General features: G+C 35.6%; 11 protein-coding genes. 7 read left to right on the forward strand and 4 right to left on the reverse strand.

Going from position 1 to position 15812, the window contains the following annotated elements; translation table 11 throughout:
- Positions 1-158 precede the first annotated feature (158 nt).
- Genes SIB75_RS07715 through SIB75_RS07745 form a run of 7 tightly spaced genes read left to right on the forward strand, consistent with a single transcriptional unit; the run spans position 159 to position 9391 of the window.
- Positions 159-680, forward strand: a complete 522-nt coding sequence (locus tag SIB75_RS07715) for a hypothetical protein (RefSeq protein WP_413682703.1) — start codon at positions 159-161, stop codon at positions 678-680.
- Entirely contained in the window at positions 681-1694 is a 1014-nt protein-coding gene (gene trpS / locus SIB75_RS07720; protein WP_413682704.1) for a tryptophan--tRNA ligase, read from the forward strand.
- 6 nt (positions 1695-1700) lie between these two features.
- A complete protein-coding gene (gene thrS, locus SIB75_RS07725) occupies positions 1701-3626 on the forward strand; it encodes a threonine--tRNA ligase (protein ID WP_413682705.1) in 1926 nt (641 codons plus the stop codon).
- A gap of 23 nt (positions 3627-3649) precedes the next feature.
- Positions 3650-4693 carry a glucokinase gene (locus SIB75_RS07730; RefSeq protein ID WP_413682706.1) on the forward strand — a complete coding sequence of 348 codons (1044 nt, stop codon included), beginning with the start codon at positions 3650-3652 and terminating at the stop codon, positions 4691-4693.
- 11 nt (positions 4694-4704) lie between these two features.
- A complete protein-coding gene (gene thrB, locus SIB75_RS07735) occupies positions 4705-5652 on the forward strand; it encodes a homoserine kinase (RefSeq protein WP_269612524.1) in 948 nt (315 codons plus the stop codon).
- Positions 5653-5709: 57 nt separating this feature from the next.
- Positions 5710-7263: an NAD(P)H-quinone oxidoreductase subunit 4 gene (locus SIB75_RS07740; RefSeq protein WP_413684836.1), complete on the forward strand. Its 1554-nt coding sequence runs from the start codon at positions 5710-5712 to the stop codon at positions 7261-7263.
- Between the two features lie 16 nt (positions 7264-7279).
- Positions 7280-9391, forward strand: a complete 2112-nt coding sequence (locus SIB75_RS07745; RefSeq protein ID WP_413682708.1) for a M3 family metallopeptidase — start codon at positions 7280-7282, stop codon at positions 9389-9391.
- Here SIB75_RS07745 and SIB75_RS07750 read toward each other — a convergent pair.
- The 4 genes from SIB75_RS07750 to SIB75_RS07765 all read right to left on the reverse strand — a co-directional run bounded on the left by SIB75_RS07750 (position 9388) and on the right by SIB75_RS07765 (position 15794).
- Positions 9388-9990, reverse strand: coding sequence for an esterase/lipase family protein (locus tag SIB75_RS07750; RefSeq protein WP_413682709.1), 603 nt, complete (start codon positions 9988-9990; stop codon positions 9388-9390). The two genes, SIB75_RS07745 and SIB75_RS07750, sit on opposite strands and share 4 nt — an antisense overlap.
- Positions 9991-10380 carry a dihydroneopterin aldolase gene (locus SIB75_RS07755; RefSeq protein ID WP_413682710.1) on the reverse strand — a complete coding sequence of 130 codons (390 nt, stop codon included), beginning with the start codon at positions 10378-10380 and terminating at the stop codon, positions 9991-9993.
- Complete coding sequence (locus SIB75_RS07760; protein WP_413682711.1) at positions 10377-11693, reverse strand: glutamate-5-semialdehyde dehydrogenase; 1317 nt, start codon at positions 11691-11693, stop codon at positions 10377-10379. Before SIB75_RS07760 ends, SIB75_RS07755 begins: the two co-directional genes overlap by 4 nt.
- Before the next feature lie 144 nt (positions 11694-11837).
- Positions 11838-15794: a translocation/assembly module TamB domain-containing protein gene (locus tag SIB75_RS07765; RefSeq protein ID WP_413682712.1), complete on the reverse strand. Its 3957-nt coding sequence runs from the start codon at positions 15792-15794 to the stop codon at positions 11838-11840.
- Positions 15795-15812 lie beyond the last annotated feature (18 nt).

The following is a 15812-nucleotide window of genomic DNA, read 5'->3' on the forward strand; positions in this document are numbered from 1 at the left end:
GGTTTTACGTTTTTAAAAAGAAAAATTTATGCCTAAAGAAATCAAATCATTCCGCTGGAATCAATATCCTTAGATGTGAAAGTGCTAATCAAGATATTCAAATATGTCGCAAAAGTACCGGCTATGCGTCACACTTGCCCCTATTGGCAAATATGTTCATGGGTGACTCTTACACCAATAATCAGTCAGGTGGTGGCGATTTCCAAAACCAAAGACAAAATGGTCGTAATAACTTTAGAGGTGGCCGAGGTCCTAACAATAGAGAGGGAGGCTTTCGTATTCGCTTAAGTGATAATGAAATGCGAGCAGCCAGATCATTACAAGAAGCCTTTAATCTTCGTTCTACTGTCGCTGTTCTAGGTTTCGCAGTAAGAACTCTTGCGCAAATGCTTGAAGATGGAAGTCTTGAAAATTTAGTCAACCAATATAGGTCTCAAGCGCCTGCTAATGACCAAAGAAGAAGGGGTAACAGCGGAAACTATAACGGTGAAAATAACAACTCAGTCAACACAAAGCCCAACCCTTTTGCAAGGCCAGAAAAACCAGTTAAAGAGAAAGAGGTCGCTGATACTGATCAGGGAAAAAATGTTACTCAAGATCCTGGAGAAAAAGATAATGATCAAGCAACAGCAGCAAGTTCAAATGAAGTTGATTCCACAGATACAAGCGAGCAAGGATAAGTGAATCAGAAGCGAGTCTTATCTGGTGTTCAACCCACAGGAGATGTTCATATTGGTAACTGGCTTGGTGCAATAAGAAATTGGGTTGAATTACAAGAAAATTACGAAACTTTTGTTTGCGTTGTTGATCTTCATGCGATAACCACTCCGCATGACCCAAAATCTCTTCATCAAAATTCTCTATCTACAGCGGCTTTGTATATCGCTTGTGGGATGAATCCTGATAAATGCTCAATATTCATTCAAAGTCAGATAAGCGCCCATAGCGAGCTTTGCTGGATATTAAATTGCTTAACTCCTTTAAACTGGATGGAGAGAATGATTCAGTTTAAGGAAAAGTCAATTAAACAAGGCGACAATGTATCTATTGGATTATTAGATTATCCAGTACTTATGGCAGCGGATATTCTTCTCTATGACGCTGATTTGGTTCCTGTTGGAGAAGATCAAAAGCAGCATCTGGAGCTTGCGAGAGATATTGCTTCTCAAAGAGTTAATTCAAAATTCGGAACAAAAGAGAATCCAATACTTAAAGTTCCAAATCCCTTAATTTTGAAAGAGTGTTCCAAAGTCATGAGCCTGACTGACGGAACAAAGAAAATGAGTAAAAGCGACCCAAATGAAAATAGTAGGATTACTTTATTAGACAATCCAGAAGTAATTACTAAAAAAATAAAACGTGCAAAAACCGACTCAGAATTAGGACTAGAATTTGGAAATCCCTCAAGACCTGAAGCGGATAATCTTTTAACAATTTATTCAATAATTTCTGGCCTAGGAAGAGAAAAAGCAGCAGCGTATTGTGCAGAAATGGGCTGGGGTAAATTCAAACCAGAATTTACAGAGGCAATGATTAACGTTCTCAAACCTATTCAAGAAAAGTATAAAGAACTAATGAATGATCCAGAGGAGTTAAAAAGAATACTAAATAAAGGCAAACTTACTGCCGAGGAAGTTTCTAAGTTAACATTAAATAGAGTCAAAGAAGCTCTAGGATTTTATTCAAGTTTGTAGAAAATTATGCCAATAATTACATTACCTGATGGAACTGAAAAAAAATATGATTCCGCTGTCACAATTGACCAAATAGCATCAGAAATTGGTCCTGGTTTAGCAAAAGCAGCGCTAGCGGGGAGAGTGAATGGGGAATTAATTGATACTTGTATTCCTATAACTCAAAATTCTCATATACAGATTATTACATCTAAAGATGATGAAGGACTAGAAATTATTAGACATTCATTCGCTCATCTTCTTGGACATGCTGTAAAGCAATTATACCCCGAAGCAAAAATGGCAATAGGGCCGGTAATTGAAGATGGTTTTTATTATGATATTTCTTATAAAGATACCTTTACTCCTGATGATCTTCTCAAAATTGAGAAAAGGATGAAAGAGTTAGTTAACAAAGATTATAATGTAGGTGTTGAAATAGTTAGTCCAGAGAAAGCAACGGAAGTTTTTACTGATAGAGGTGAAATTTTCAAGCTAGACATAGTTAAAAATATCCCTGAAAATGAAATCATAAAGTTATACAAACATCAAGAATATATTGATATGTGCAGAGGTCCTCATGTGCCAAATACAAGGCATCTAAGAGTATTTAAGCTAATGAAAGTATCCGGGGCTTATTGGCGCGGAGACTCTAACAATGAAATGCTACAAAGAATATATGGAACAGCTTGGAAAAACTCTAAAGAATTAAAAGAATATATCTCTAGAATTGAAGAAGCTGAGAAAAGAGATCATAGAAAATTAGGGAAAAAGTATTCACTTTTTCACTCACAAGAAGAAGCACCCGGTATGGTTTTTTGGCACCCTAAAGGGTGGACTATTTATAGGATTTTAGAAGATTTTATTCGGGAAACGATTACAAAATATGATTATCAAGAAGTTAAATCTCCCCAAGTAGTAGATAGAAGTCTTTGGGAGAAATCAGGCCATTGGGATAAATTTAAAGAAGATATGTTTACTACAACTTCAGAGAACAGGGAATATGCAATAAAACCTATGAATTGTCCATGCCACATACAAATATTCAATCAAGGTTTAAAAAGCTATCGAGATCTTCCTATTAGACTTTCTGAATTTGGTTCTTGTCATCGCAATGAGCCTTCTGGTGCACTGCATGGCTTAATGAGGGTAAGAAATTTTGTTCAAGATGATGCACACATATTTTGTACCGATGAACAAATCCAAGAAGAAGTCCAAAATTTTATTGATTTGGTATTTGAGGTTTATAAAACCTTTGGCTTTGATTCAATTCTTATTAAGCTCTCAACAAGACCAGAGAAAAGGGTTGGGAGTGATGATATCTGGGACAAATCAGAAAAAGCCTTATCTGAGGCACTTGATTCAAAAGGATTAGAATGGTCGCTACTCCCTGGAGAAGGCGCCTTCTATGGTCCAAAAATTGAATTCTCCCTAAAAGATTGTCTCAACAGAGTATGGCAGTGCGGAACAATTCAAGTAGATTTCTCCATGCCTCAAAGGCTCAATGCAAATTATATCGATATTACAGGAAGGAAACAAACACCTGTAATGCTTCACAGAGCTATTTTAGGTTCATTTGAGAGATTTATTGGGATATTAATTGAGAATTATTCAGGAAATTTTCCTACATGGTTATCACCTGTTCAAATAATGATTATGGGCATAACTGATAGAAATAATGAAGCATGTTTTAGTGCTAAAGATAAATTAGTTGACTTTGGCTTCAGAACTGAAATTGATATTAGAAATGAAAAAGTCGGTTTTAAAATACGAGAACATACTATGCAAAGAATACCTTTCTTGATAATTATTGGAGATAAGGAAGAAGAGAATAATGAAATCTCAGTAAGGACAAGAGAAGGTAAAGATCTTGGAAATATGAGTATAGATAAGTTTAAATTAATAATTGACGAATCAATTAGCAAAAAAGGTATACAAGTTAATCAATCCTAAATCAAAAACGATTTTAATAACTAATGAATTTACTTGCTGGAGACCTAGGAGGGACAAAAACTATATTAGCTGTTTATTCAAACGAGAACTATCCAAAAAAATTATTTGAAAAATACTATATTTCTTCAGAATGGGAATCTTTTTACTCAATATTTAAAGATTTTTTTAAACATTTACCAGATCATATATCACTCCCTGAATATGGATGTATTGGAGTAGCAGGCCCAATAAAAGACCAGAAAGTTACGATTACAAATCTAGGATGGAATATCGAAACAGAAGAATTATCTAAGCTTTCAAAAATAAATAATATTAAATTAATTAATGATTTCTCAGTTTTAATATATGGAATACCATTTTTCAAGAAATCCCAATATGAAGTAATCCAAGGAACATTAAAATCTGAGTACAAAACTAATCAAAAATTAGTTGCCATTATCGGAGCTGGTACAGGCTTAGGAATGTCCAGAGGATTAATTACGCCTACAAACATTTTTATATTTCCAAGTGAAGGGGGGCATCGGGAATTTTCCCCAAGGACTGAGAACGAATGGGAATTAGTGAAATGGCTAAAAATGAAGCTAAATATTCAAAGAGTATCGATTGAGAGAATAGTCAGTGGTACTGGCCTTGGAATGATTGCTAGATGGAAATTGGATGATCCAATAAATAAAAACCACCCACTTCAGAGAACTTTAAAAAAAATGGATAGTGACAAATCAGATTTCACAGATTTACCCGCACTTGTTTGGGAAAAAGCAAATAATGGAGACAAATTAATGTCTGAAGCTTTGAAATTATGGCTAAATGCTTACGGATCTGCAGCTGGAGACCTTGCTTTACAGGAACTTTGCTCTTCAGGGTTATGGATTTCAGGTGGAACAGCCGAAAAAAACCTCGATGGAATAAACTCTTCTAACTTCCTAAATGCATTTAGTAATAAGGGTCGCTTTCAATCTTATTTAAAGGAAATCCCATTGATTGTTCTTAAAGATCCAGAAGCGACATTATTCAGTTCAGCTTGCAGAGCACGCTTAAGTGCCGAATCAAATGGGAGACTTAGCTAAAGGATAAAAACATGGGGCCGCCAAAAATAGGACAAACTGTCGTAGTAGAAGTTCCTTCTACTACAGCAAATATTGGTCCAGGGTTTGATTGCCTTGGTGCAGCATTAGATCTTTCCAATCAGTTCACTATTAAAAGAATTGAGGGTAATGCTGAAAGGTTTGAATTAATAATGGAAAGTACTGAAGGTAATCATTTAAGAGGCGGCCCTGAGAATCTTTTTTATCGAGCCGCGCAAAGAGTTTGGAGAACTGCAGGTGTTGAGCCTGTTGCTCTTGAAGCAAGAGTAAAATTAGCTGTGCCTCCTGCAAGAGGGCTTGGAAGCAGTGCTACAGCAATTGTGGCAGGATTAGTTGGAGCTAATGCACTTGCTGGATACCCTTTGCCTAAGGAAAAATTATTGGAGCTGGCAATAGATATAGAAGGTCATCCAGACAATGTTGTTCCGTCTTTAATAGGAGGTCTTTGCGTAACAGCTAAAACTGCAAACGACAGATGGCGCGTAGTCCGCTGTGATTGGGATCAATCAATAAAAGCAGTAGTTGCAATCCCATCTATTCGCCTTAGCACCAGCGAAGCAAGGCGTGTCATGCCAGAAAACATTCCAGTAAATGATGCAGTAATCAATTTAGGAGCCCTCACGCTTCTGCTTCAAGGACTAAGGACTGGAAATGAGGATCTAATTGCAGATGGCATGCATGACAAGCTTCATGAACCATACAGATGGGGATTGATCAAAGGTGGGTTAGAAGTAAGAGAAGCAGCAAAGGCTGCCGGAGCTTTAGGATGTGCAATTAGTGGAGCAGGTCCAAGCATTCTTGCCTTGTGCAAAGCGACTAAAGGCCGAGAAGTCAGTGTCGCAATGGTCAAAGCCTGGGAAGCTGCTGGTGTAGCAAGTCGTGCTCCTTTAATGAGCCTCCAACTCAGAGGGAGCGAATGTATTTCAAACACCTTTGGGTAGTTCTACTCATGAAAACGAACAAAAACTGATAGCTTTATGGCTGACTTGCCCCAAATTATGGATGCCAATCTGCCTATGAGTATTGATTCTCAGACAGTATTTCCATGGCTTTCACTCATTGTGCTCCTACCCATAGTTGGAGCATTGATAATGCCTTTCCTCCCAACGCAAGATAGTAAAAACTCTAATCTGCCAAGAAACATAGCCCTAGTTATTTTATTAGCCGATTTTCTAATAATTGTATTGGCTTTTGCCAATTTGTTTGATCCAAGTAGCGAAAATCTCCAGTTAGTTGAAAGACTTCAATGGCTTCCTTCCATAGGACTCGAATGGTCATTAGGTGTAGATGGTATATCTGCACCGCTAGTAGTTCTAAGCGGTCTAATAACTTTTTTGTCCGCAGCCGCAAGTTGGAAAGTAAAACAAAAAACAAGGCTTTACTTTGCTTTGTTACTAATTCAAGCTTCAGCCCAAGCTTTAGTTTTCCTATCACAAGATTTCTTACTATTCTTTTTAGCTTGGGAGCTTGAACTTGTTCCTGTCTATCTACTGATTGCAATTTGGGGAGGGAAAAGAAAACTATATGCAGCAACAAAATTTATCCTTTATACAGCTCTAGCTTCCCTTTTAATATTAATTAGTGGGCTTGCTTTAGCTCTTTCTGGAGATCAATTTACCTTTAATTTAAATGAAATCGCAGCCAAATCTTTTACTGGTAATTTTGGGATATTTTGTTATCTAGGTTTTTTAATTGGTTTTGGAGTAAAGCTTCCTATCTTTCCACTTCATACCTGGCTACCAGATGCGCATGGGGAAGCAAATGCTCCGGTTTCAATGTTATTAGCTGGTGTTTTATTAAAAATGGGAGGTTACGCTCTCATTAGATTTAACGTCCAAATTTTACCGGATACTCATTTAATACTCGCCCCAGCATTAATCATCATTGGGATAGTAAATATTATTTATGGTGCTTTAAATGCTTTTGCTCAAGACAATGTAAAAAGGCGCATAGCCTGCAGTTCTGTAAGTCATATGGGTTTTGTTCTTGTTGGAATTGGTGCAGTTAATGCACTTGGAATCAGTGGAGCGATGCTCCAAATGATTAGCCATGGACTGATTGCGGCCGCAATGTTTTTTGTTACTGGTAGTTTTTATGAAAGAACCAATACTCTTTCAATCCCGAATATGGGCGGTCTTGCAAAGGCTTTGCCAATTACCTTTGCATTCTTCTTGGCCAGTTCTTTAGCATCACTTGCCTTACCAGGGATGAGTGGGTTTATAAGTGAAATCACAGTTTTTCTAGGCATAACTAGTCAAGAAGGATTCACTTCTTTATTTAGAGCAATAACAATCCTTTTAGCAGCTATTGGACTTGTCTTAACTCCTATCTACCTTCTTTCAATGTGTAGAAGAGTATTCTTTGGCCCAAGAATACCTGCTTTATCGATAGTAAAAGAAATGGATGCGAGAGAGCTTTCGATAGGTTTAAGCCTCTTGGTTCCTACACTAGTAATAGGTTTTTGGCCAAGGATAGCTATTGATTTATATGAGGTATCAACAAATGCTCTCGCACAATCATTAATTACCAATAACCTTGTACCAATCAGTTAGTTTTTGAATCTAAAAAATGACTTCAATTAAGCCAACAGCATTATTAAAAGGTGAAGGTCTTCCTGATTACGATAAAATCACCCCTAACGAGATAACTGAAAATATACCCAAACTGATAAAAGAACTAAATGAAGAATTAAATAAACTAGAAGAACAGCTCGAAAAACAATTACCAACCAAAAGCTCTCTAAGTTGGGAAGATGTAATGCCTCAGCTTTATGATATTGGTGAAAAGCTCAGGTGGAGCTGGGGAGTTGTAAGTCATCTGAATGCAGTATGCAATTCCTCCGAATTACGTGAGGTTCATTCAAGTCAGCAACCTACAATCGTTAGATTTAGTAATCAACTTGCTCAAAACGAAGTCATTTTTAAGGCGCTCTCAAATTTGAAAGAGCATGGGAACATAAAGGATGAAACACAAATCAGAATAATTGAGACAGAATTAATAACGATGAGAAACAAAGGAATTGGTTTAGGAGCTAATGAAAAAGCACTATTTAATTCTCGCAGTGAACGATTAGCTGAATTATCAACTACTTTTAGCAACAATGTATTAGATGCGACTAAGAATTGGAGTCTTTTATTAAAAAGCAAGTCAGAAGTCGAGGGGCTTCCTGAAAGAGCACTTGAAACATTGGCTCTTGCGGCAAAGGAGTCTGGTGACAAAGATGAAGAAGGTAATAATCCATCAGCATCCAATGGCCCATGGAGAGTTGGCTTAGATATGCCTAGGTACATTCCTTTTCAAACTTATGCAAAAGATAGACGTCTCAGAGAAAAAGTTTATAGAGCCTTTGTAAGCAGAGCTAGCGATGGAGAGATTAGTAACAAAAAAATAATTGAAGAAATTTTAGATCTCAGAAACAAACAGGCAAAACTATTGGGATATAAAAACTGGTGTGAAATTAGTTTGGCCACAAAGATGGCGGATAGTGAAAATGCAGTTGAGATGTTACTAGAGGAATTGAGATTGGCTGCAATGCCTCATGCTGAAAAAGAACTTATACATCTTCGAGAGTGTGCCAAAAGAAATGGAGAAAACGAAGATTTTGAGCTGTCTCCATGGGATGTAAGTTTTTGGGCTGAAGTTCTACGCAAAGAAAAATACGATCTCGACCAAGAGAAACTCAGGCCATGGTTTCCTTTAGATCAAGTTCTTAATGGTCTATTCAACTTGTGCAAAAGACTTTTTGAAATTAACATTGAAGAAGCAAGTAATACAGCTCCTTTATGGCATGAAGATGTTCGTTTCTTCAATGTTAAAAATATAGATGGCCAGAAAATTGCATCTTTCTATCTAGATCCCTTCAGTCGTCCTGCAACAAAAAGAGGAGGTGCATGGATGGATGAATGTTTATGCCGAAATCAAAAGACGAAAGATGATGTTGTTCTCCCAGTAGCCTATTTAGTCTGCAATCAAACACCTCCTATTGCGGACAAACCCAGCCTGATGAGTTTCGAAGAAGTAGAAACTCTCTTCCACGAATTTGGTCATGGACTACAACATATGCTGACAACTGTAGATTACCCTCAAGCCGCCGGTATTAATAACGTTGAATGGGATGCTGTCGAATTAGCAAGCCAATTTATGGAAAATTGGTGCTTAGAGGATCAAACAATTTCTGATATAGCAATACATTGGAAAACGAAAGAGCCATTACCAGAATCGGAAATAAATAAATTGAGGCTAAGCAGAACATTTAATTCTGGGCTTGCGACTTTAAGGCAAATACATTTTGCTCTTACTGATCTAAAACTCCATAGTCAATGGAATAAAGATATAAAAATTTCCCCAGATGAGTTACGACGAGAAATCGCAAAAAACACGACAGTGATGGATCCAATTCCAGAAGATCAATTTCTCTGTGCCTTCAGTCATATTTTTGCTGGTGGCTATGCAGCTGGATACTACTCTTATAAATGGGCTGAGGTACTCAGTGCTGATGCCTTTGCAGCATTTGAAGAGGCAGGTCTTGCCAATCAGGATGAAGTTCGAAAGATTGGTAAAAAATATCGCGATTCAATTCTTAGTCTTGGCGGTAGTCGTTCACCCAATAAGGTTTTCAAACAATTTAGAGGAAGACATCCCTCTACTGATGCCCTAATAAGACATAGTGGTCTTAATTAGCTATTAATAAAAATCTTTTTGACTAAAATATCTAGAGAACTAGAATTTGTTATCAATTCTTTATGTGTCAACACAGGTAAGTGATAAGAATCACCAATAGAAAGTTTTGCTTGCCACCCTGGGAATGACATCAAGTCCCATTTTGTAAAAAAGCTAGTACATTCAATCTTTTCTAGAGAAGTCAAGTCATTATTTAATTGAGATAATAAATTACTTCCTCTTTTCATCTCTGCAATACCTGGCATCAAGGATGAAGGAATCATTTGAGCTGTATAGGTACCAAAATGAGGAGTGCCAATACTAAAAAAACGTTTAGTTCTTAAAAAGCCATCATGATTTTGTAGCCAAAACCTACTAATTAATCCACCCATTGAGAAACCAACAATATCAATTTCGATTTCAGGTCCCACTAATTCCTTAATCTTAAAATCAAGATCTAGAGCTAAGCGCCTAAGAGATGTTTTCCCATATTTATGTGGCAAATGTGGTCTGTACAATTCATAATCATCTTCTTTTATTTTTTTAATTAATTTTTCAAATAATTTAGGATTGTTCCACAAACCATGAATAAGAAAAATTGGTCTTTTGTTTTTATCCAATTAATTAATAGGAAATAAGAAATTCCTTTTCTTTTCGATTAGAACATTTCCAGTAAATCCATCTATTGGTGGTGAGCATTTTTTCAGCAGAATATGAATTGGAACTGGACCATATAGAGACTCAAGAAGATTTAAAATTTGATCGCTAAAATATTCAATCGTTAAGCATTTGATTTCAAATGAAAGTTTTTTAACAGCTTTAATTGCTTCGCTATAGTCTATTGATTTATCTAATTGATCAAGCTTGGATGACTCATCCAAATCCAACCAAAAACTAATGTCGAGAAGAAAGCTTTGACCATGTATTCGCTCACTTTCTAAAACACCTACATGGGCCCATAGATTTATATCTTTAATATGAATTACACTTAAATTATTAAATTGACTCATAATGGTAGATCAATATGAGAAAAGCTTCTATCTCCAGAAGCGAAATCCTTAACAAGGTCACCATCACCTCTGAGATAATAGCGATAGGTAACTAAGCCTTCCAATCCAACTGGTCCTCTTGGTGGAAGAGTCTGAGTACTTATTCCAACTTCAGCTCCAAATCCATATCGGAAACCATCCGCAAAACGAGTAGAGCAGTTATGATAAACACCTGCGCTATCAACTGAACTTAAAAATTTTTCAGCAACTTCTTTATCATCAGTAACTATCGCCTCCGTATGACGTGAGCTATATTTACGAATATGTTCAATAGCTTCATCTACATTACGAACAATTTTTATTGAAAGAATTAAATCAAGATATTCTGTAGACCAGTCTGCCTCATCAGCCTTATTTTTAACACCTAAAGATTGACTTTTTGCATCTCCCTTAAGAGTAACTCCTGCACTAGAAAAAATTGGCAAGCCTTTTTCCAAAAACATCTCGGCAACATCTTCATGAATTAATAATGTCTCAATTGCATTACAAGCAGCAGGATATTGAATCTTACTATCTAAAGCTATACTTATAGCTTTAGCAATATCTATAGAATTATCTACATATAGATGACAAATCCCATCAGCGTGCCCTAAGACAGGGATACGTGTATTTTCTTGAATAAATTGGACTAACTCATTGCTACCTCTGGGTATTATCAAATTGACAAACCGATCCAAGCGAAGCAAGCCTAAGCTTTCTTGACGTGTAGTGAGTAAAGACAACGCTCCTGAGCCCACATTTGATTTGCTTAACCCCTTATCAAGAGAATTCATTATTGCTTGATTGGTGGCTTTTGCTTCACTTCCTCCTTTTAATAAAGCTCCATTACCAGAACGAACAGCAAGAGATGCTATTTGTATTAATGCATCTGGTCTCGATTCAAATATCACTCCTAAAACTCCTAATGGAACTGTCACTCTCTCAAGAATAAGGTTTTCATCCAATTTTCTATGAAGTTGTCTATTACCAATTGGATCCGCGAGATTTGAAACTTTTAGAACCCCGTCAATACATCCTTTGAGTTTAGTTTTTGTTAACTGAAGTCTTGATAAAAGTGATTGATTCAACCCTTCTTTTTCTGATCTTTCAAGATCTTGAATATTTGCTTTTAAAATATCATCAGCATTAGCATTCAAGGCATTTGCCATTTCAGTCAAAGCCTTACACCTTTGTTCATTAGTGGATTGACCAAGCAAAATAGAAGCCTTTTTTGCACTCTCAGCTACTTTTACTAGCTGGGACGTAGGATCAGGTACTGAAAAGTTTGTACTCATTTGATTTAGATCAACTATGTAATCAAAGTTAATTTTTCACTATCTTTAAAATATTCCTTTAATGGCGAATCAAGCAATAAAAGAAGATAAAAATCTATCGAACTGAGCACTTTTTTAAATCATTTTATTCAACTATTCATTTATTTAATATCTAAAAAAGAGTTGAAGCTGACTTTGCCAATTCCCATCTTTATCAAAAGACCCTAGTAGACCTATATTGGGATTCATTTGAAAAGTAATATTTCCTTTCGGTGGAATATCTTGTCGATTAGGAGCAGCCTGAACTGAAAAATTAATTTTATCATTAAGGTCAACTCCTATTTCAGTTACCCATGCTTGTTGGCCTGTCAAATTCGTATCCTCTTGATCAGTATTTGAACTACTTTCACTAGCATCATCCTCTAAATCTGATCCATTTATATATGCAGGATACAAAGATATTTGCAGCCTATCACTTAAAAATCCATTGATATTACCTTGAAGATACGAAGCAAAAGATCTATTTAGAAAGCTAGTGAGAGCATCTCCATTACCTCCACTACTTACTAGAGTTGCAAGCGAATTACCTCCTATGAGTCCTAACAATTCACTTCTTCCCAAAGTTGGAGTACTTCTTAACTGAAAGTTTTCACTAATTCGATCTGCAGGTCCAGAGGCCGTTACTTCGACATTTACAAAACGAGATCCTCCAATACCAAATGATGCCATGCCATTGGAGGAAAAATTGCTTACGTCTCTAACATTATCTGGGACACGACTTTTTAAAGTTACGTCAACATATGGAACTAATCCCATAGATGGTACAAATACGGCTACATTAGGTTCACTTTGATCTAGATTAAAAGTAGTCGTAAAGAGATTGACGTAACCACTAACAAGTTTAATGACTCCACTAACATCAAGTGTCTCATCAAAAGCACCATTTAAGAAAAGAAATCCATTCGTTTCAAAACTTGCCAACGGTTGAGATACCAATCGTAATGAAGGGCCAAGTACCAGCTTAAAATTATCAAAGCTAATGGCTTCCAATCCACGAGGAAAGCCACCTCTCACTATTCGGCTTGCAGGAGCATCTTCATCTTGAATAAATAAAACCAAAGGTTCACTCTGGCTCCAGTTTTGCTCAGGGAATCTACGGATACTTTTAACCTTGGTATCTTTAAGACGATCAGATTTTTCAGATGTATTTTTATCTTGATTATTAGCTCTTTTAGCAAAAACAGAGCCTTCTGAAATAAATACTTCACCTGCCAATTCAGGCTTAATAATAGAGCCCTTAACAATAATCTTGGATGAAGCTCTTATATCGGCAAATGCTGTTTTAACTCGTGTTTTCTCTATGGAAAGCACCAATGGTTCAATTTCACTTAATTGAGAATCAAATAACGAAATTCCTCCTTTACTGTTAATGAGACCGTTTGGCCCAATATTTGCTGTGAGTTCGCGAACTTCAAGTCTATTAAAATCAAAAACCATTGTGCTATTCAAATTATTAATTTCTCTATTTTGTAAAAGTAGATCACTCTTATTCAAAACAAAAAAACCATTCGCCACAGGCTTTTCAGGGGTCCCACTAATTAGCAAGCTCAGATCAGCAGATCCAGAAGTCCAAGAAACATTTCCTTTTGTTAGACCTGTTAGAAAGACCAATCCATCTCCATGACTTTCGACTTTTAGATCAATAGGGTCAGAGTTTTTCAATGGATAAATTCCACTTAATTGAACTGGGTTTATCGAAGATAGGTCCCTTAGAGCTATATCAAATTCAAGATAATTATCTTTAAGCAAAATATTTCCTTTGTCTAAAATAATATTTCTATCATCAATTACTGTGTCCTTAATAATTAGATCTGCAGTTACTTTTGGGGTTCCATTAATTAAGCTATATTTACCATTTAAACCAAAATATCCATTTACTGCTGAAGGAATCGGCGCCACCAAAGACAATAATGAAAAGTTGAAATCAATTAGTGAAAAGCTTCCATTAGCTGAACCTAAATCCCCATTAAAAGTTGCTTTAAAAGGTCGTATATCTTTAGAATTTATGATATTCAGTTTGCTTGTCCAAACCTTACCAAATGCTTTGGCCTCTAACTTTAAATCAGATAGTCTTGGTCCACTTAATTTAACATCCGCATTGACATTTCCATTTAGATCATAAGGATTAATAATACTCTTACTATTTTTCTTAGTAATCTCTTCCTTGTATGAATCCTTAGATTTAGTTAAAGCTTCTAACTGACTATCTATCGAACTATTAGTATCACCAATCATCAATGTCGCTAAATCTTCAGCTTTGCCAACTGCCTCTGAGTACTTCAATCCTAACTTAGGAAACTCTAAAGCTGTAGCAGTAATCCAACTAGAGCTAACATCATTCACTTTAGCTAACAAAGAAAATCCTGATCCACTGTTAATATCAAATTTAATCTTTCCATTTTTAGATGGTATTAATTCACCTTTTAGATTGGTTTCTGAATTCTTAACTTGACCTTTAATACTTGCATTTTTTAATTTAAAACCTAACAATCTGAAATTATCCAAATTCAAGTCACCATTAACAAATAGTGGATCAAAAGAAATTATTCCATTACTTGAAACTTCCCCAAAGATACGTTTAAAACTTTTCTCTGGAGGGAAAGCCACTTCTACTCTATCTAATCTGAATTTATTAGCATCCCATTCAAAAGCATTTGATTTAGGTTTTAGACTTATTTTACCGCCTAATCTATTTAGAATTAAATCATTAAAATCACCGTCTTTGTTTAAGTTTATTTGAAGTTCACCAGGGATGGAAGCCCCTTCTGATTTCATTTTCAAACTACCCCATTTCTTTTTATTTGGAATTCGAATAAAAGAACCTTTCCATTTTTCCCTTAAGCGAATACCATTAATTTGTGGATTATCTAAAGAAAGGTCAATATTAGAATTCAGTGAAGATAGGGGGCCATAAAAATCACCATTAGTATTTAATTTACCAGATAATGATGCATTTAATATTGGATTTAATGCACCTAAAGGGAAAGACTCTAAATTTATATTAGCTTTTAAGTCACCAGGAATAAAGCGTCTATCAACTATAGAAATTGGTAGTTTAAACTTCAAGGAAAGAGGTTGGTGATCAAAATCTTTGATTTTTATATAACTAAAAGATTTTATATGAGTTTCATCTTTTTTATAAAATGGTATTTCAACTGAAGTAGATATATCCCAAAAACCATATCGCCAATTTGAATCTGTTATATTTAAACTTTTATTATCACATTTAATTCTTGATTTATCAGAAAATAGTATATCATTTAAAACCCCTCCTCTTAAGCTTAGATTATTTGCAATTAAATCACCTTTGCATTTTATGAAACCTTTTTCTATAGCTAAATTGATTTTACCATTAATATTTCCCTTTGAAATAATATTTGAATCATTTCCTAAAATCCCCTGCAAGAAACCAAGTCTAAATTTGTTAATTCTTACTTTAGTTTGAAACTCTAACCCATCCAAATATCCCTTCCCAGAAAAATAGAGACTTCCCTGCTTTTTAGAATTTAAATTAATAGCACCGTAAATTTTTTTCTTAGCAAGATTTAGAGCAAGATTCCCTTTGGCAAATAATGTCTTTTCACCAGGATTAAATACAATTTTAGTTGAGCCCTTCAGATTAAATCTTAGATGAAAATTATTTGATTTAGAATTATCAGATGATGGTAAGACCCAAAAAGAACCTTTATTATTTTTGTTTAGTATGATTTCTGTTCCCTTTGGATTAAATATTGCAACAGGTTGCCAATTTAATAAACTTGCAAAAGGTGCAAATTTAATGGTTAAAGTTGAAATATTGACTGATGAAGAATCTTTTTCACCTGGAAGCAACTTTGTTCGTCCCAGAGCAACTCCCCATGGCCTAAGGCCTCTATAGGCTCCTATTTCCAAAGGATGACCTAAAGAATTAGATAATGTTTTTTCTATTTGAGGTGAGAAGCGGCTTATAGTTCTGCCTACTAATAGATCTGCCCCGCTCCAAATCAAAACACCACCCAACGCCACAAAGGTTCCCGCAAGCCCCCACCGCTTTAATCTTTTAGAGTTCCACTCATCTCCCATGAAACATTATTCTCAAAC

Origin of the sequence: Prochlorococcus sp. MIT 1011 (assembly GCF_047305235.1) — a bacterium.
GTDB lineage: Bacteria > Cyanobacteriota > Cyanobacteriia > PCC-6307 > Cyanobiaceae > Prochlorococcus_B.

Excerpts from the sequence above, each read along its gene's own strand:
- SIB75_RS07715 (WP_413682703.1), top strand. The coding sequence starts at position 159 with ATGGGTGACTCTTACACCAATAATCAGTCAGGTGGTGGCGATTTCCAA.
- thrS (WP_413682705.1), top strand. The coding sequence starts at position 1,701 with ATGCCAATAATTACATTACCTGATGGAACTGAAAAAAAATATGATTCC.
- SIB75_RS07730 (WP_413682706.1), top strand. The coding sequence starts at position 3,650 with ATGAATTTACTTGCTGGAGACCTAGGAGGGACAAAAACTATATTAGCT.
- thrB (WP_269612524.1), top strand. The coding sequence starts at position 4,705 with ATGGGGCCGCCAAAAATAGGACAAACTGTCGTAGTAGAAGTTCCTTCT.
- SIB75_RS07740 (WP_413684836.1), top strand. The coding sequence starts at position 5,710 with ATGGATGCCAATCTGCCTATGAGTATTGATTCTCAGACAGTATTTCCA.
- SIB75_RS07745 (WP_413682708.1), top strand. The coding sequence starts at position 7,280 with ATGACTTCAATTAAGCCAACAGCATTATTAAAAGGTGAAGGTCTTCCT.
- SIB75_RS07755 (WP_413682710.1), bottom strand. The coding sequence starts at position 10,380 with ATGAGTCAATTTAATAATTTAAGTGTAATTCATATTAAAGATATAAAT.
- SIB75_RS07760 (WP_413682711.1), bottom strand. The coding sequence starts at position 11,693 with ATGAGTACAAACTTTTCAGTACCTGATCCTACGTCCCAGCTAGTAAAA.
- SIB75_RS07765 (WP_413682712.1), bottom strand. The coding sequence starts at position 15,794 with ATGGGAGATGAGTGGAACTCTAAAAGATTAAAGCGGTGGGGGCTTGCG.